This is a genomic window from Janthinobacterium longum (assembly GCF_051380735.1).
Lineage (GTDB): Bacteria > Pseudomonadota > Gammaproteobacteria > Burkholderiales > Burkholderiaceae_D > Janthinobacterium.
The window spans coordinates 1,565,216-1,583,206 of sequence record NZ_JBNYXQ010000001.1; the positions used below are offsets into that span (position 1 = coordinate 1,565,216).

Genomic DNA, 17,991 nt, shown 5'->3' on the forward strand with positions numbered 1-17,991 from the left:
TCGATACAATATTCAGCTTTACAAAAATAAATTCGCTGGATAATATCGCCTTTCATTTTTAATAAATAAAGGTGAAATGATGACATATTAATTTAATTCAGACTATTTGACCAATACCCTGATTCCGGCTGTAAACTCGGCAGTGCTTGGAACGGAATTACAGGGCAACACGGCTGCCATTTCGCGGTTCAGCCTTGCAGGAGCGAGCAGCAGCTACAGCTTCGGCCTGTATCAATACGATGTCGCCGCGAATCCGGCGGCCAGGACTTTTTTGTCCGACATAGGCTTCAGCGCCACACAGATCGGCCAGCTCAGTCAGCATAACGCCCTCGACCCGTCCGTAGTACGCAGCCTGAACACGCAATTGAACACGGCGCTGAGCAATCCTGACAATGCCATGCGACTGCAACTGTTGAACAACGCGTGGGCTGCGGGGCTGGTGTCGCAGCTTCAGACTGTACTCAATAATTTGGCCAGTTCGGGGCCTGTCGGCCAGGCTATGGCAGACCAGATCTATGCGAACACGGCGCTGCAGGTGCAGGTAATTGATTATGGCAACCAGTTCCATCTGGATTTGAACGGCAGCATGGCGAATTGGCTCAAGGGTAACGTCGTGAATATGCCTGGTGGGAATTTCCAGATTTCCCCAGGTACCGTGTTGACGAAAGATATGATACGCAGCTTCGTCATGGCAACCGATTACGGCGTCCATCACGCCAGCGCGGAGACGAACCGGGAAAATGCCCTGTTTAACGTGATCAACACGATACCCCAGGGACTGCCCGCAGAGGTTGGCGACACCAGCGAGAGTCCCACCATTGACAACTCGCGCATGCCGGTAGTGATCGTCAAGCCCAACTCGTGCGAGCTTGTCGACATTCGCGGGTTGCCGCTGACCGACGAGGATCTGGCCAACCTGCAGAGAGCCTGCTCGCAGGCAGCCGATGGCACGGCGGCGCCCGAAGGCAGCGCCGATGGCACAGTCGCTGGCGCCAACACTGACGATGGTGGCAACTTGTGGACGGCGCCCGACGGCGGTGACGGTGCTGATGCCGCTGACGGCGGGGGCAACACCGATCCGGCGGCCGGTGGTGGTGGTCCCGACATTGGCGCCGGCGAAGGCGACGATCCAGACATCGGTAGTGGCGGTGGTGGCGGTAGTGGCGGTGGTGGTGGCGGTAGTGGCGGTGGCGGTGGCGGTGGTGGTGGTGGTGGTGGTGGTGGTGGTGGTGGTGGTGGTGGTGGTGGCGGTGGTGGTGATGATGACAATACGCCGCACGAGGAGGAACGTATCAGCCCGACGTCGCTGCATGATGCGTCCAGATTAGGCAAGGCCGGCGGCGGCGCCAGCAACACGCCGACCTCGCACGACAAGGGCGCCGGGACCGCCACGCTGTCATCAGCGTTGACAACGCAGGCGCCGGGCTTGCGTAGCGCCAGCCAGCTGATTCAATCGATGGCCAGCTTTAGCGCCCCATCGGGCGCAGTCAACCTGGACCAGGCCGGCGCTGCAGCGATCCATTCTGGTGCGATGAGTTTGACCGCCGGCCACCATCCTGCACGCAATGCTGCGTAACGGCTGCATTGAGGTATAGCCGCTTCGGCGGCCCTCTCCTTCTTCGAGCGCATGAACGCCACTGTTACCGCCCCACCGCCCGCCGCCGACGTCATCGGCTCGACCGACGACGCCACTATGCCCGCCGACAGCGGCCTTGAGTCGCTGCTGACCATGGCCGCGTTGCATGGTGTCGCAGCCGATGCCGCCACCTTGACGCATCAATTCGGCGAGAGTTTCAACGCGCAGTCCATTCTGCTGGCGGCGCGCAGCCTCGGATTGAAGGCCGGGCTGGTGCGGCAAGATCCGACGCGACTGGACAAAGCGCCGTTGCCGGCAATCGCACGGCTTAGCGATGGACGATTTTTCATCGTCGCCCGCTATCAAGGTGACACCGACGACAACGCCGGCACCGTGTTGCTGCAGCATGCCGGCGCGGCGCCGGTGGTCTGCTCGGTCGCCGAGTTGCTGGCGCAATGGACTGGCGAATTGATTTTCCTGACCAGCCAGGCCAGCTACACCGGAGCAATGGCGAAGTTCGACTTCAGCTGGTTTATTCCGTCCGTAATCAAATACCGCAGGCTGCTTGGCGAAGTGCTGCTGATCTCGCTGGTGCTGCAATTGATAGGCTTGGCAACGCCGCTGTTCTTCCAAGTTGTGATGGACAAGGTGCTGATCAACCATGCGCTGCAGACGCTCAACGTCATCGCGCTGGGACTGGTCTGCGCGGTGATTTTCGAGGCGGTGTTGACCGGTATCCGCACCTATGTGTTTGCGATGACCAGCAGCAAAATCGATGTCGAGCTGGGCGCGCGCCTGTTCCAGCATTTGCTGGCCCTGCCAATCGCCTACTTCGAAGCGCGCCGCGTCGGCGATTCGGTGGCGCGGGTACGCGAACTGGAAAACATTCGCGCCTTCCTGACCGGCAATGCCATGTCCTTGGTGATGGATGTGTTGTTTTCATTTGTGTTCCTGGGCGTCATGCTGCTCTACAGCCCACTGTTGACGCTGGTCGTGGCGGCATCCATTCCCGTCTACTTCGTTTTATCGCTGGTATTGACACCGATCTTGCGTGCGCGGCTCAATGACAAGTTCAACCGTAGTTCCGAAAACCAGTCGTTTCTGGTCGAAACCATCGGCGGCATCCAGACTGTCAAGGCGCTGGCGGTTGAGCCACGCTGGCAACAGAAATGGGAACAGCAACTGGCCGCCTATGTCGCCGCCGGCCTCTCGGCCACCAACGTCGGCCTGCTCGCTGGCGGCGGCGTGACGCTCACCAGCAAACTGGTCACGGCCGCCATCATGTGGCTGGGCGCCGGGCAAGTGCTCGACGGACAACTATCGGTGGGCGAACTGGTAGCGTTCAACATGCTGGCAAATCAATTGGCCTCGCCGGTGCTGCGATTGGCACAACTGTGGAACGACTTCCAACAGGTCGGCATCTCCATGGCGCGCCTGGGCGACATTCTTGACACGCGTACTGAAACCGTCGCGCAATCGTCGAACATGCCTGCGGTGCTGGGCGCCATCGCCTTCGACAACATCTCGTTCCGTTATCGGCCCGACGCTCCGGACATCATTCGTGGCCTGAACCTGAACATCGCACCTGGCGAGGTAATTGGTATCGTCGGCCGCTCGGGCTCGGGCAAAAGCACTCTGACCAAGTTGGCGCAGCGGCTGTACCTACCCGACCGCGGCCGGGTGCTGGTCGACGGCCATGACATCGCCATCACCGATATCGCGGCGCTACGCCACCAGATCGGCATAGTGCTGCAAGAAAACGTGCTGTTTTCACGCAGCATCCGCGACAACATCGCCCTGCATAACCCGGCGCTGCCGCTGGACCGTGTGATTGCCGCCGCCAGGCTGGCCGGCGCGCATGAGTTCATCTGTGAGCTGCCCCTCGGATATGACACCAAAATCGGCGAACATGGCGCTGGCCTTTCAGGAGGGCAACGCCAGCGCATTGCCATCGCCCGCGCGCTGATCGGCAATCCACGCATCCTGATTTTCGACGAGGCCACCAGTGCCCTCGATTACGAATCGGAACGCATCATCCAGGACAATATGCGCGCAATCTGCCAGGGGCGCACAGTACTGATCATCGCGCATCGGCTGTCGGCTGTGCGCCAGGCCGACCGTATCGTGGTCATGGAGCGTGGTCAAATTGCCGAACTGGGTAGCCATGACGAACTGATGCTTAATGCTGGCGGCATTTATTACCACCTGTTCCAGCTGCAATCCAGCGCGCCGGTCGCGCTGCGCCCAGAAGACGCGCAAGCCGCCGCGACGACACGGAGGTCGCCATGATTGATCGTCATCGACTGGGCGCCTGGCGCGCCCTGAGACAGCGTTATGTGGCGGTGTGGCGGGCGGCGTGGCGTCAGCGCCGCGCACTGGACACCCAGCTGTTGAGGGAACATGAGGCGGCCTATCTGCCGGCCGCGTTGTCGCTGCAGGCCCGTCCGGTTTCACCAACGGCCAGGCGCACCGCAGCCGTGCTGATCGCGCTGGTGGCACTGCTGTTGCTGTGGTCACTCTTCGGGCATGTCGACATCATCGTCAATGCCGCCGGCAAGATCATTCCGAGCGGCCGCATCAAGACCATCGCGGCGGTCGAGGTCGCCAGCGTCAAGGCGTTGCACGTGGCCGAAGGCCAGCGTGTCAAGGCCGGCCAGTTGCTGGTCGAACTCGATACGAGCGCCAGCGATGCCGAGCGCGACAAGGCGCAGGGCGACCACGACGCAGCGGTGCTGGAGTCAGCCCGGGCGCTGGCGCTGATCGCCGCGCTGACCGACGGCAAGCCGCCGCGCCTGCCCACTCCGGCCGCGCTGCAACGGGCCGGCGCGACGATCGGTGATGTTCAATGGCAGATGGAACAACAGCATTTGTCCGGTCAATACCGCGACTATTGCGCGCGACGTGGCCGGTTCGACGCCACCATTGCGCACCTCGGCGAAGCGCTGGCGCTGGCTACCCGACGCGCCGCCGATTACCAGGCGCTGTTACGCGAGCACGATGTTGCCCAGCACGCCTGGCTGGAGAAGGAACAGGCCAGGATCGAGCTGGCGGGCCAACTGGCCGAGGCCCGACAACAGCGCGTCGCGCTGCTGGAGGAAGCGCAACGCCTCGCGTACGACCAGTTAAGCGAAGGCAACAAACTGGCTGCTTCGACCCAGCAGGACACCTGGCGCGCCGCCGCGCACAGCAAGCTGCTGAACCTGACAGCGCCGGTTGACGGTACGGTGCAGCAGCTCACCGTTCACACGGTAGGCGGGGTCGTGCCGGCCGCGCAGGCGCTGATGCAGATCGTGCCCGATGCGCGCGCGGTGGAGGTGGAGGCCGAACTGGAAAACCGTGATGTAGGCTTCGTGCGCGAGGGCCAGCCGGCCGCCGTGAAAGTCACCGCCTTCGACTACACCAAATATGGCACTGTGCCCGCCAAAGTTACCCACGTGGCGCACGACGCGGTGCAGAATGAGAAAAAAGAACTGGTTTATACGGTGAAAGTGACCTTGAGCGACACTGCGCTGGGCATCGACGGCCGGCGCATGGCGCTGGCGCCCGGCATGGCGGTGGAAGTGGGCATCAAAACCGGCGAGCGGCGCCTGATCGAGTACGCCCTGTCACCATTGCTGCGCCACCAGCGTGAGGCGCTGCATGAGCGCTAAATTGGCGGGTTGGCGCGCGCTGACGGCGCTGGCCGCGCTGGCGCTGCCTTGCATGGTGCGGGCCGGTGGTCCGGACCTTTCACCGCTGAGCGCCGACCCGCTCGGTGCGCGCGCCGGCATGGCGCGCCCCGAAGTGATGCCGCCCGGCGACGGCCCGCCGCCGGGGTGCGAGGCCGAGGCGTTGGCAGAGCGGCCGTTGGGCGTGGTCGAGGTGATTGATCTGGCAATATGCCACAATCCGCAACTACGCATGGCTTGGGCCGCGGTCAAGCAACAGGCCGGCGCGCTGGGAGAGGCCAGAGCCGCCTATTTGCCCTCACTGTCGGCCAACGTCAGCCGCTTGCGCACCGACAACCATACCGGAGGACCGGCCGAAACCGTTACCGGCAACACCATGTATAGTGCACTGAACTGGCAGATCTACGACTTCGGCCTGCGCGCGGCCAACGAGCATGCTGCCGACAGCTTGCTGCAAGCGGCGCTGGCCAGCAACGACGCGGCACTGCAGAAAAACATGGCCGATACGATCCAGGCATATTTCGACGTGCAAAGCGCGCGCGCGGCCTGGCAAGCCAGGCAACTTGGCACTACCACGGCGGCATCAACGCTGGCGAGCGCGCAACGGCGCGAATCGAACGGCGTGCTGGCGCGCAGCGACCGCCTGCAGGCGGCTACCGCGTTGGCACGCGCGCAACTCGATCGGAACCGGGCGCTCGGCGCCTACCGTAAGGCGACAGCTCTGCTGGTCTATATAATGGGACTGCCGCCGCAGAGCGAGGTCACGCTGATTGAGGACGACGACATCGACAGCGCGCAAGCGGTGATGATGCAGCTGGAACGGCTGGAGCAGTGGTTGCAGACAGCCCAGCAGGCACATCCGGCCATCAGGGCAGCACGGGCCGAGTGGGAAGCCGCCCAGAGCCGGACCGCCGCCATTAGCGCCGAGAACAAGCCGAGCATCGTGTTGTCGGCCAATGCCTATAAAAACGGCTATCCGGGACAAGGGCTTTCGGCGAGCGCGTCGCAAGTGCGCACGGTAGGCATCACGCTCAACATCCCCTTGTTCGACGGCTACGCCCATGGCTACAAGGTCCAGGGCGCCGAAGCGGTGGCTGAACAAAAGGAGCAGGCATTGGTGGACACCGAACACCGCATCCTGATGGAAGTGGTCAAAGTGCATGCCGATGCGATGGCAGCGCTGGATAATCTGCAGGCATCGCAAACGCTGATGGAAGCCGCACAGGACTCAATGCGAACCTTCGAACGCAAATACGATCGCGGCGCCAGCGACATCGTCGAGATCCTGGCGGCGCAGGCGGCGCTGGCCGACGCCCGCGAGCAACGCATCATTTGTGTGGCCGAATGGCGCTCGGCGCGACTGCGGCTGATGGCCGACAGCGGCGTACTCGGTCGCCACTCGCTACTCGACAGTGCGCAGCACGCGGCGGTGCCCGCCCCCTAGTCACCGTGCGCGGATGATATGTTCAGGCGGAACAACAACCCGGCGATCGGATCAGCTCAGGACCTCAAGGCGGATATTGGTGACCGTGCCGTGCACAATGGTCAGCGCTTCCATCTTGACAATCGCCGCCGTCACGTTCTTTTCCTGGGTCTGGTGCGTGAGGAAAAGCCAAGTTTTTCCAGGCGATATTGCATTTCCTTGGCAATCCCATGATTGCTCGAACTTGCATATTCCTTGATGAGATCAATTGCACCCGGAGTGCCTATCCTGGCGAGCGCATGGCTGAACCATTTGGCGATAGTTTCATCTTCCGAACAGGTATATTGCAGATAACCAAATCCGCGCTCAAGTACTGACCGAATGAATGGAACACTACGGTCACTACCGAGCTGCTGTATCCTCATCGCGACTTCTTGGTGAAGTTGATGGCCCGGCATCACCAGCAGGCGATTCAGTACTTCGGTTTGCCCCTTCGGACCCTCAATCGCATTGCTCATCTCAATCAATCTGGACTGGGATTCCCAATCTTCCTCAGCAATTGCTTTTTCCATCTCAGCGAGTTATCAATGCCACTTCATCCTGTTGAGTTTGTTCAAGCACTGCGACCAGCGCATGCTGCCGATAACGAGCGACGTATGCATCCAGAGCCGAGCGCTGTATATCATTGAGAACGCGGTACGGCTCCGGCATGGCACCAGTTTTCTTTGCAAACAGGTCGCCTACCGGAAACTCTTGTATGGCGACCAGGTCGGAACAGGGTACAGTCACCACGCCCGACTTCGAGCTGCGCACAATGCCAGTGCTGTCTATCCTGAAATCACATGCTCCCACCCGCAGCACCTTGAACAGGAAAATGGGCGGTACAAACAGGTAGACGCAACAGCGCAAGGTCAACGCATCGAGGCGGCTGAGGGTTTTTCCCTGCCCGGCTTTGATGCGCGCAAAATCTGCAACAGAGTGTGCAGCCACGATGGCCAGGTAATCGGCAAGCCGGTAGCTGACGTGAAACTCAATCGCACTAGCACCCGCCAGTGCGGCTGCATCTTTTTGCATACAGAACTCCGGTTAATCGATGCCAGGATGGACGGCACCGTTTCGTTCAACTGCGTCACCAGTTCCGCATCCATGTACTTGTGCTCGTCCGGAATATCGAGCACATGCACCGGCTTGAAATCAAGCAGCCGCGTGTATTCGACCTTGAGGCGCGATTTGTTTTTCAGCAAAACCACATCCATGGTGCCGCGAAGCACTGATACTTTTCGGCCACAACAATATATAAAGGCTCTTGATTTATTAATTACTCGGGAGTATATTTTGCCAAGGTTGAGGCATACGCCCTGCCGCTAAAAAATAAATAAAATCTGGAGACAACACAATGAACCTCAAACAATGCATCGCATTGGCACTGCTATCGGCAACCGGCGGCGTTGCCATGGCCGATGAACCGATCGTCGGCCTGATCACCAAGACTGATACCAATCCCTTCTTCGTGAAGATGAAAGAAGGCGCACAGCAACGCGCAAAACTGAAGGGCGCCAAGCTGCTGACGGCGGCCGGGCGCGCCGACGGCGACAACGCCGGCCAGGTCACGGCGATTGAAAACATGGTGGCAGCCGGCGCCAAGGCGATCATGATCACCCCGAACGATTCGAAAGCCATCGTGCCGGCCATCAAGAAGGCGCGCGCCGCCGGCGTACTGGTGATCGCCCTCGACAGCCCGACCGAGCCGCAGGACGCGACCGACGCGCTATTCGCCACCGACAACTACAAGGCCGGCTTGCTGATCGGCCAATACGCCAAGGCGGCCTACGCCGGCAAGCCTGCCAAGATCGCCATGCTGGACTTGTTCCCGGGCCATCCGGTGGGCATTTCCCGCCACAACGGTTTCCTGGCCGGCTTCGGTGCGCCGGGCATCAGCGCCAAGACGGTCGGACTGGCGAAAACTCCCGACGTGGTGTGCATGGCCGACAGTTTTGGCGACCAGGGCAAGGGGCAGACGGCGATGGAAAACTGCCTGCAGAAAAATCCTGACATCAATCTGGTCTACACCATCAACGAACCGGCTGCCGCCGGTGCCTACAAGGCGCTCAAGGCCCTCGGCAAGGAAAAGAACGTGATGATCGTCTCGGTTGACGGCGGCTGCGCCGGCGTGCGCGACGTCAAGGCCGGCGTCATCGCGGCGACCGCGCAGCAGTATCCGCTGAACATGGCGGGCCTGGGCGTCGAAGCTGGTGTCGAGTACGCCAAGAACGGGAAAAAGGCCAGCGGCTACGTCGACACCGGCGTCACCCTGATCAGCGACAAGCAGCAGCCTGGCGTCGCCAGCCGCGACACGGCCTTCGGCCTGAACGCCTGCTGGGGTAAATAAGCCCACGCAGGCGGCCGCATTCGGCAAGGCTGCATGCCTTGCCGGCGCGCGGCCGCCTGCGCGTCTCCTTTTCCCCTCTTGAATATGGATAACAGATGCGCTCCACCGTCCCGACATTTATGCCGTCGCTCTCGAAACTGGGCCCGGTCATTGCCCTGCTTGCTGCCTGCATCTTCTTTGCGTCACAGAGCGACCGCTTCCTCAGCAGCCAGAATTTTTCCCTGATTTTGCAGCAAGTCATGGTCGTCGGCATTATCGCCATCGGCCAGACCCTGATCATCCTGACCGCCGGCATCGACCTGTCCTGCGGCATGGCGATGGCGCTGGGCTCGGTCATCATGACCAAATTCGCGGTCGACCTCGGCATGAACCCTTATCTCGCGATCGGGTGCGGCATCGCCGTCACCGTGCTGATCGGTTTCATCAACGGCGCGCTGGTCACTTCGATCAAGCTGCCGGCGTTTATCGTCACGCTGGGCACGATGAATATTGCCTTCGCTGTCACACAGCTGTACTCGCAGGCCCAAACCGTCACCGGCCTGCCGGCAGCGATGGGTTTTTTCGGCAACACCTTCCAGCTCGGCGCGGCCACCTTCACCTACGGCACCGTGCTGATGCTGGGCATGTACGTGCTGACCTGGCTGTACCTGCGCGAGACGGCGCCCGGCCGCCACCTCTACGCGGTCGGCAACAATCCCGAGGCAGCCCGCCTGACCGGCATTGCCACCAATAAAGTGCTGCTGGGCGTCTACATGATCGCCGGGATGTGCTACGGGATTGCCGCACTGATGTCAGTGGCGCGCATGGGCGTGGGCGACCCGCAGGGCGGCCAGACCGACAACCTCGACAGCATCACTGCAGTCGTGCTCGGCGGTACCAGCCTGTTCGGCGGGCGCGGCTCGATCATGGGCACCCTGGTCGGCGTGCTGATCGTCGGCGTGTTCCGCAACGGCCTGACCTTGATGGGCGTGTCCTCGGTATACCAGATCCTGGTGACGGGCATCCTGGTCATCCTGGCCGTGGCAACCGATCAACTGACACACAAGAAAGGGTGATCCATGACTACCCATGTACAACCGATATTCCAGGCCCGCGGCCTGGTCAAGCGCTACGGCAGCGTGACCGCCCTCGATGGCACCGATTTTGATTTGTTGCCGGGCGAAATACTCGCCGTGATCGGCGACAACGGCGCCGGCAAATCCTCGCTGATCAAGGCCCTGTCGGGTGCTCTGGTGCCCGACGAAGGCGAGATGCTGCTCGACGGCAAGCCGGTCCATCTCAAGTCGCCGATCGACGCGCGCCGCTACGGCATCGAGACGGTGTACCAGGACCTGGCGGTGGCGCCGGCCATGACGATCGCCGAGAACCTGTTCCTCGGCCGCGAACTGCTGCGCAAGGGCATGCTGTCGAAGTTCCTGCGCCTGATCGACAAGAAGCGCATGCTGGCCGAGGCGGAAGCCCATATGCGTGATCTGAAAATCGGCATCCGTTCGATGAAGCAAGCCGTCGGCACCCTGTCGGGCGGCCAGCGCCAGGGTGTGGCCGTGGCGCGCAGCACGGCGTTTGCCAAACACGTCGTGATTCTCGACGAACCAACCGCCGCACTCGGCGTGAAAGAGGGAAATATGGTGCTGGAATTGATACGCAATGTGCGCGACCGTGGCCTGCCGGTGATTTTGATCAGCCACAACATGCCGCACGTGTTCGAGATCGCCGACCGCATCCACGTCCAGCGCCTGGGCAAACGCGTCGCCGTCCTCAACCCCAAACACATCAGCATGTCCGACACAGTGGCCGTGATGACGGGCGCGAAGAGCGCCGAAGACTTTCCGGAGGAAGCCCATGCTTAAAGGAATCGATCCGCTGCTCAGCCCCGAATTGCTGAAGATCCTGTGCGAAATGGGCCATGGCGAGGAAATCGTGCTGGTCGACGCCAACTTCACCAGCCAGACACTGGGCCAGGGCAAGCCGCTGGTGCGCCTGCCTGGCATTACCCTGCAACGCGCCAGTGCAGCATTGCTGTCGGTGTTTCCGCTCGACGCCATGGTGGCCCAGCCGGTCGCCTTCATGAAAGTATGCAACACCGCCGACGACTATCTGTCGGCGCTGCAGCGCACCATGATTGAGCAGATTACCGCCAGCGGCGCCGCCACGCCGGCGCAATGTGAGGCCGTCGAGCGCTTCGCCTTCTACGAACGCGTCAAGCGCGCCTACGCCATCGTGCAGACCGGCGAAATGCAACCTTATGCCAATTTCCTGTTCAAAAAGGGTGTGATCAGCGATCCGCTGGCAGCCTGAGCAACCTGCAAGAAAAAATCCTTGATTCAGACGCGCCGGGCGGTATCGGCGCGGGGGTTGCACGCAGCCGGCCTGCGCACGCCTGAATAAAAAATCAATACAAAGGAGACACCATGTCGTATCACCTTCCTGTTCTCGCCTCTTGCCTGGCTACGCTGCTGGTGGGCTGCAGCAGCGGCAACGACAGCGACAGCAACAGCGGTCCGGCCCAGTCCAGTTACCTTGAAACCTACCGCCCCCAGCTCTCGTACACCGCCGCCAAGAACTGGCTCAACGATCCCAACGGACTGGTTTATCACGACGGCGAATACCACCTGTTCTACCAGTACAACCCGAACGGCAATACCTGGGGTGACATGTCCTGGGGCCACGCCGTCAGCACCGACCTGCTGCACTGGAACGAGCTGCCCGTTGCCCTGACGGCCGAAAAGGACGCGAGCGGCAAGCTCACGCAAATGTTCTTCTCCGGCAGCGTGGTGGTTGACACCAACAATACCAGTGGCCTTGGCAGCGCCGGCAAGCCTGCCATGGTGGCCGTCTACACCAGCGTGTACCCGCAAGGAAAAACCCTGGCAAACGGGCAGGTGCTCGCCCCCAATGCCCAGGCCCAGTCGATCGCCTACAGCCTGGACCGGGGACGCACCTGGACCCAGTACGCCGCCAACCCGGTGATTGCCGTGCCACCGGCGCCGTTTGAAACCGAAGGGCAAAATTTCCGCGATCCCAAAGTCTTCTGGTATGCACCGGAGCAAAAATGGGTCATGGTCGCCGTCGCTTCGGAGCGGCACCAGGCGCTGCTGTTCTCGTCCAAAAACCTGCGCGACTGGACCTACATGAGCGCCTTTGGCCCGGCCAACGCGGTCGGTGGCATCTGGGAGTGTCCCGACCTGTTCGAGCTGCCCGTCGATGGCGACGCCAGCAAAAGCAAATGGGTAATGAACATCAACATCAACCCCGGCTCGGTGGCCGGAGGTTCCGGGGCGCATTATTTTGTGGGGAAATTCGACGGCAAGCAGTTTGTGGCCGACGCCAACAGCGTGATCGACAAGAAACCCACTGCGGGCACGGTCTACCAGGACTTTGAAGCGGCCAGCTTTGACGCCACCGGCTGGACCTCGACGGGCGACTTTGCGGGCAAGGCGCCGGTGGCTCCTTCGCATGGCGTGGCCGACAACCAGGGCAGCCAGTTGCTCGATACCTACCGGTTGGGCAAAGATGACGCCGCCACGGGTACACTTACTTCGCCCGCCTTTACCGTCACCAGCAAGTACATCAATCTGATGGTCGGCGGCGGGCGCCATCCGCGCTTGCCCGATGCGGGCGACGGCACGGTGCCTGCGGGAACCTTGCTGTTTCCTGGCGCCGGTTTTGAAGGCCCGGCCAATGCCACCTACGCCGATCTGGGCTGGACGCCTGCCGGGGACCTGGTGGGGCAAAAGGTTGCTGTCGGAACCGACAATGACCGTCAATCGGCAGCCGGCAAGCTCGGCTCGGGTGTGCTCAATACCTTTTTCGGGGCCGGCGATACACCCAAAGGCAGCCTGACTTCACCCACCTTCACCATCTCCAGGGCCTATATCAACTTCCTCGTCGGCGGCGGCAACCATCCCTATGACAGTCCCAATCCCGTGGCGGTGGTGCTGAAGGTCAACGGCAAGGTGGTGCGCAGTGCCACCGGAGCGGACTCCGAACTGAACTGGACAAACTGGGACGTGCGCGAGTTCGCCGGACAGCAGGCCCAGATTGTCATCATCGACGACAACGACGGCGCCTGGGGACACATCCTTGCCGACGTGTTCGAGGCGGCGGACCAGCCGGCCAAGCCTGTCACGAATGAAACGACGGTCAATCTGCTGGTGAACGGCCAGGTGGTGAAGAGCGCTACCGGCGCCAATTCCGAAACCCTGAACTGGCGCAGCTGGAACGTGGACGCCTATCGGGGCAAGAGCGCGCAAATCCAGGTGGTGGACAAAAACACTGGCGGCTGGGGCCATATCCTGGTCGACCATATCGTTTTTTCGGACGCCGCCAAGGAAGAAGCCAACTGGCTCGACTACGGCGCCGACTTTTATGCCGCCGTAACCTGGAACGGCATCCCCGATGGCAAGCGCATCGGCCTGGGCTGGATGAGCAACTGGGACTACGCTGGCAACACCCCCACCACCCCATGGCGCAGCGCGCAAACCTTCGCCCGCGAATTCACGCTGCGTACCATAGGCGGCCAGGTGCGGCTGGTGCAGCAGCCGGTGGACAACTTCAGCACACTGCGCAACAAGGCACTCTACAGCGTCCAGGACCGTGCCTTGGCCGCCGGCGTGCAAAAGCTCGATATCGCCCCTGCCCCGGGTCAGGCACTTGACATCGTGGCCAGGTTCCAACCGGGCAGCGCCACCGGCTTTGGCCTGAAGGTGCGCACCGGCACGAATGGCGAAGAGACCGTCATTGGCTATGACGCGGTGGCTGGCGAGGTCTATATCGACCGCAGCAAATCGGGCGACGCCAGTTTCAACGCCAGTTTTGCTGCCCGCCACAGCGCACCACTGCCGCTGCGTACCGGCACGGTGGAGCTGCGCATCGTGGTCGATGCCTCATCGGTGATGGTGTTTGCGGGCAACGAGGTGGTGCTGACCGACCAGATCTTCCCGCAACCGTCCAGCAACGGTGTCGCGCTGTTCGCCGTGGGCGGCGCAGCAACGCTGAAAGAGCTGACCATCTGGCCGTTGAAGTCGATCTGGGCCAAGCGTTAAAGCTGCGCAGGAGTTTCATGCATCCGGAGCTTCACTGGTGGGGCGCCGGATATGTAATAAAATGTCTCTTTTACGCCTGCAGAAATCGGACCCGCCCCACCATGTCAGACAGCTTTACCGAAGAATCGCGCGCGCCGCAGGCCGCCATCGACGATGTGCAATGGCTGCAGCCGCGCGGCTCGAACCAGGTGGGCATGAGTCAGTTCAACGAGCGGGTGGTGCTGCAGGCGGTGCGCCTGCACGGCAGCATGCCAAAGGCCGACCTGGCCCGGCTGACCAACCTGAGCACGCAAACGATTTCCCTGATTATCAACCGCCTGCTGGAGGCCGGCCTGGTCAGCAAGCGCGCGCCGGTACGCGGCAAGGTCGGCCAGCCGTCGGTGCCGATCATGCTCAATCCGGACGGCGCTTTTTCGATCGGCATCAAGATCGGCCGGCGCAGCCTTGACGTGTTGCTGGTCGATTTCGTCGGCGACACGCGCGAGCGATTGTCGCTGTCCTATCCCTTTCCCGTTCCCGACACCGTGTTCGGCCAGATCGAGTCGGCGCTGAACAGCATGGCCGTGCTGCTGGGACCGGAGTTGCTGCCGCGCCTGTGTGGCGTCGGCATCGCCGCGCCGCTGGGCCTGGGCGGCTGGCAGAATCTGCTCGAGATGGCGCCGGAACAAGCCAACGCGTGGGACCATATCGACATCGGCCAGCGCGTGCAGGCGATGACGGCGCTGCCGGTCGAGTTTGCCAAGGACACGGCCGCCGCCTGTGTCGCCGAGCTGGTGCTAGGGCGCGGGCGCAGCATCAAGAACTTCCTGTACGTATTCATCGACATCTTTATCGGCGGGGGCCTGGTCATCAACAGCCATTTGCACGGCGGCCTGCACGGCAACGCCGGCGCGGTCGGCTCCTTGCCGCTTGGCATGGCCAGCGCTGGCGCAAGGAACCCGCCAGGCCAGTTGCTGGGCGACGCCTCGCTGTTCAATCTGGAGCAATTGTTCAGCCTGGCCGGGCTGGACCCGACCGCCGCCCACGACGGGCGCGCGCTGCAGCAACCCTTCGTTACGCACACCGTGGCCTGGCTCGATGACGCGGCGCGCGCCATTGCCCTGAGCATCAACAGCGCCACCTGCCTGCTCGACCTGGAGGGGGTGATTATCGACGGCTCCTTCGACCGCAGCCTGCTCGATCAACTGCTGGCCCAGGTCGAGCGCGCGCTGGAATGCTATAGCTGGGAGGGCATCGCCAGGCCCCAAGTGCTCGGCGGCACCGTCGGCCCGGACGCGCGCGCCGTCGGCGGCGCCTTCCTGCCCCTGTACGCGCATTTCGCGCCAGACCGCGATCTGTTTCTCAAGTAAAGGTTCTGTCGCCCTGTTCGCTACAGAGATGAAGAAAAACTCTTGCGATAGACATTGATATCCTTGCCAACAATCGGCTGGCGCGAAAAACGTTCGAAGCGCAGACCGAGCTTGTTGATCAGATTGATCGACGGCTGGTTCTGCGGCGACACCAGGCCATACACGCTGGGCAGGCCCAGCACGTCGCGCGCATGGCGCAGCACGCTTGAGGCCGCTTCCCAGGCCAGGCCCTGGCCGCAATACGCGGGCAGCAGCGCGTAGCCGATGTCGGGGCCGGGCATGGTAGCGCGCTTGATCAGGCCGCACATGCCGATCGCCACGCCGTCAGCGCGGTGTTCGACGATGTAGAAGGAGTAGCCCAGCTCGCGCTGCTGCGTGATGGGGCCCGTTTCGAGTGCCGCGCGGGCGGCGTCCAGCGTATGGATCTGGCGGTCGCCGATGGTGGCCAGCCACGTCGGCTGGTTCACCAGGCCGAGGAAAAATGCCGCGTCGTCGACGCTCGCTGTGCGCAGGCGCAAACGTGGTGTTTCAATGACAGTCATGCCGGCCACTGCATCGGATCACTGAGCAGCTGGTACATCACATACGCGTCGACATAGCCTAGCTGGGCGTGGCGATACGCCATCGGCAAAGTACCGACCACCGTAAAGCCCAGTTTTTTCCACAGGGTGACGGCGGCCAGGTTGGTGCTGACGACAAAATTGAACTGCATCGCCAGAAAGCCCGCACGGCGCGCCTCCTGCAGGCAGTGCACGCCCATCATGCGGCCCACGCCCACGCCCTGCGCGGCCGGGTCGACCATGAACGATGCATTGGCCACATGATTGCCATGGCCGACCTGATTGGCCACCAACTTGTACATGCCCAGCAGGCGCTCGCTGCCCATCACGGCAACAAAGCTTTGCACGCCGGGACCGAACCAGTAGGCGTGGCAGTCCTCGCGCGTGGTGCCGGCATCGAAGGTACAGGTGTCGCCGGTGGCCACAAGAGCCTGGAAGATGGTCCACATGGCGTCAAAATCGGCCTCGACGGCCGGGCGCAGTTCAATTTCTTTCAAGGTGGTGCTCCCGATAACAAGTGATGGCCGATTGTATCAGCGCCCCAGGCGGAAATTGACCGTTTCGGGCCGGCCCGGCAACTGCAATCTTGCGCCGGCGCGTGGCGACTCGCTGATGACCTGCCCGCGGCGCAGCACCAGGCGGCGTGCAGCGCGCAGGCGCAGCGCTTCCACCGTGGAACCGCAATCGAGGATCACCAGATCGGCATGGCAGCCGGGCGCGATGCCGTAGCCGTCCAGGCCCAGAATGGCGGCCGGCGTTTCGGTCACCGCCAAAAAGCAGTCATGCATGGCCTGCTGGCCCGTCATCTGCGCCACGTGCAAGCCCATGTGCGCCACCTCCAGCATGTCGCCCGAGCCCAGGCTGTACCACGGGTCCATCACGCAGTCGTGGCCGAAGGCGACCGGAATGCCTGCCGCCAGCATCTCGGGCACGCGCGTCATGCCGCGCCGTTTCGGATAGCTGTCGTGGCGGCCCTGCAGGGTGATATTGATGAGGGGATTGGCGATCGCCGCCACACCCGCCTCGCGGATCAGGGGCAGCAGTTTGCTCACATAATAATTGTCCATCGAGTGCATGGAAGTGAGGTGCGAGCCGGTCACCCTGCCCTGCATCCCCAGGCGCTGCGCGTGGAAGGCCAGGGTTTCGATATGGCGCGACAGCGGATCGTCCGATTCGTCGCAATGCATGTCGACCATCAGACCCTGCTCGCAGGCGTATTCGCACAGCAGGCGCACCGATTCGGCGCCATCGGCCATGGTGCGTTCGAAATGGGGAATGCCGCCCACCACGTCGACGCCCATGGCGATCGCCCGTTTCAGGTTGTCGAAAGCGTTCGGGCTGCGCAGGATGCCGTCTTGCGGAAACGCCACCAGTTGCAAATCGAGATACGGCGCCACTTGTCGCTTGACGTCGAGCAGCGCTTCGACGGCCAGCAGGCGTGGATCACAGATATCGACGTGGGAACGGATCGCCAGCAGGCCGCGCGCCACGGCCCAGTCGCAATACTGCAGCGCGCGCTCGACCAGCGCCTGCTGGGTCAGCTCCGGCTTCAGTTCACCCCATAGCGCGATGCCTTCCAGCAAGGTGCCGGACGCATTGACGCGCGGCAAGCCATAGCTGAGCGTGGCGTCCATATGGAAGTGGGCATCGACAAACGGCGGCGTGACGAGGTCGCCTTGCGCATCAATTTCGCGCCCACCCAAGACGGGCAAGGCGGGGCCGACGGCAGCGATGCGGCCATGTTCGATGGCGATATCGATGGCTTTGCGCCCATCGGGCAGGCTGGCGTTGCGAATCACGAGGTCCATGGAATTCCTGGCAAGAAAGTGAAAAAATGTTGCACCGCACGAATATAAAGTAGAAACTCTTTACAATCATAAACATAAAACAAGCATCTTGCGCAATCGCAAATCACTCTGGAAAACATAAAAGCCCATCAATTGGCATGCAGCAAGGCCGCCACACCGTTCGAAATAGCTTT

Annotated in this window: 15 protein-coding genes; 10 read left to right on the plus strand and 5 right to left on the minus strand. The window is 62.1% G+C overall.

What is annotated here, in order from left to right:
* The first annotated feature begins 106 nt into the window (after nt 1-106).
* The 4 genes from ACQ4WM_RS07115 to ACQ4WM_RS07130 are packed head-to-tail and all read left to right on the plus strand — an operon-like array spanning nt 107 to nt 6,688.
* Nucleotides 107-1,576, plus strand: a complete 1,470-nt coding sequence (locus ACQ4WM_RS07115) for a hypothetical protein (protein WP_436545963.1) — start codon at nt 107-109, stop codon at nt 1,574-1,576.
* Nucleotides 1,577-1,627: 51 nt separating this feature from the next.
* Nucleotides 1,628-3,865 (plus strand): type I secretion system permease/ATPase, encoded by a 2,238-nt coding sequence (locus ACQ4WM_RS07120; protein ID WP_436545964.1) that lies wholly within the window; start codon nt 1,628-1,630, stop codon nt 3,863-3,865.
* Nucleotides 3,862-5,226: an HlyD family type I secretion periplasmic adaptor subunit gene (locus ACQ4WM_RS07125; RefSeq protein ID WP_436545965.1), complete on the plus strand. Its 1,365-nt coding sequence runs from the start codon at nt 3,862-3,864 to the stop codon at nt 5,224-5,226. The genes ACQ4WM_RS07120 and ACQ4WM_RS07125 overlap by 4 nt, the downstream gene beginning before the upstream one ends.
* A complete protein-coding gene (locus ACQ4WM_RS07130; protein ID WP_436545966.1) occupies nt 5,216-6,688 on the plus strand; it encodes a TolC family protein in 1,473 nt (490 codons plus the stop codon). The genes ACQ4WM_RS07125 and ACQ4WM_RS07130 overlap by 11 nt, the downstream gene beginning before the upstream one ends.
* Before the next feature lie 131 nt (nt 6,689-6,819).
* On the opposite strand, the gene ACQ4WM_RS07135 is transcribed toward ACQ4WM_RS07130, so the two are convergent.
* The gene (locus ACQ4WM_RS07135) at nt 6,820-7,239 is read right to left on the minus strand and encodes a HEAT repeat domain-containing protein (protein WP_436545967.1); all 420 of its coding nucleotides are present in this window, start codon (nt 7,237-7,239) and stop codon (nt 6,820-6,822) included.
* 1 nt (nt 7,240) lies between these two features.
* Nucleotides 7,241-7,741, minus strand: coding sequence for a hypothetical protein (locus ACQ4WM_RS07140; protein ID WP_436545968.1), 501 nt, complete (start codon nt 7,739-7,741; stop codon nt 7,241-7,243).
* Nucleotides 7,742-8,063: 322 nt separating this feature from the next.
* Here ACQ4WM_RS07140 and ACQ4WM_RS07145 point away from each other — a divergent pair, with 322 nt between their 5' ends.
* From ACQ4WM_RS07145 to ACQ4WM_RS07170, 6 genes are all read left to right on the plus strand, one after another.
* Entirely contained in the window at nt 8,064-9,056 is a 993-nt protein-coding gene (locus ACQ4WM_RS07145) for a sugar ABC transporter substrate-binding protein (RefSeq protein ID WP_436545969.1), read from the plus strand.
* A gap of 95 nt (nt 9,057-9,151) precedes the next feature.
* Nucleotides 9,152-10,111 (plus strand): ABC transporter permease, encoded by a 960-nt coding sequence (locus ACQ4WM_RS07150; protein ID WP_436545970.1) that lies wholly within the window; start codon nt 9,152-9,154, stop codon nt 10,109-10,111.
* 3 nt (nt 10,112-10,114) lie between these two features.
* A complete protein-coding gene (locus tag ACQ4WM_RS07155) occupies nt 10,115-10,906 on the plus strand; it encodes an ATP-binding cassette domain-containing protein (RefSeq protein WP_436545971.1) in 792 nt (263 codons plus the stop codon).
* Nucleotides 10,899-11,354 carry an RbsD/FucU family protein gene (locus ACQ4WM_RS07160; RefSeq protein WP_436545972.1) on the plus strand — a complete coding sequence of 152 codons (456 nt, stop codon included), beginning with the start codon at nt 10,899-10,901 and terminating at the stop codon, nt 11,352-11,354. The genes ACQ4WM_RS07155 and ACQ4WM_RS07160 overlap by 8 nt, the downstream gene beginning before the upstream one ends.
* A gap of 113 nt (nt 11,355-11,467) precedes the next feature.
* Nucleotides 11,468-14,101: a GH32 C-terminal domain-containing protein gene (locus tag ACQ4WM_RS07165; RefSeq protein ID WP_436545973.1), complete on the plus strand. Its 2,634-nt coding sequence runs from the start codon at nt 11,468-11,470 to the stop codon at nt 14,099-14,101.
* Nucleotides 14,102-14,202: 101 nt separating this feature from the next.
* Nucleotides 14,203-15,450, plus strand: coding sequence for an ROK family transcriptional regulator (locus tag ACQ4WM_RS07170; protein WP_436545974.1), 1,248 nt, complete (start codon nt 14,203-14,205; stop codon nt 15,448-15,450).
* Between the two features lie 20 nt (nt 15,451-15,470).
* Here the strand turns inward: ACQ4WM_RS07170 and ACQ4WM_RS07175 are convergent, their stop codons facing one another.
* Genes ACQ4WM_RS07175 through ACQ4WM_RS07185 form a run of 3 tightly spaced genes read right to left on the minus strand, consistent with a single transcriptional unit; the run spans nt 15,471 to nt 17,818 of the window.
* The gene (locus ACQ4WM_RS07175) at nt 15,471-15,992 is read right to left on the minus strand and encodes a GNAT family N-acetyltransferase (RefSeq protein ID WP_436545975.1); all 522 of its coding nucleotides are present in this window, start codon (nt 15,990-15,992) and stop codon (nt 15,471-15,473) included.
* The gene (locus tag ACQ4WM_RS07180) at nt 15,989-16,507 is read right to left on the minus strand and encodes a GNAT family N-acetyltransferase (protein WP_436545976.1); all 519 of its coding nucleotides are present in this window, start codon (nt 16,505-16,507) and stop codon (nt 15,989-15,991) included. Before ACQ4WM_RS07180 ends, ACQ4WM_RS07175 begins: the two co-directional genes overlap by 4 nt.
* Nucleotides 16,508-16,543: 36 nt before the next feature.
* The gene (locus tag ACQ4WM_RS07185) at nt 16,544-17,818 is read right to left on the minus strand and encodes an amidohydrolase family protein (protein WP_436545977.1); all 1,275 of its coding nucleotides are present in this window, start codon (nt 17,816-17,818) and stop codon (nt 16,544-16,546) included.
* Nucleotides 17,819-17,991: the final 173 nt, after the last annotated feature.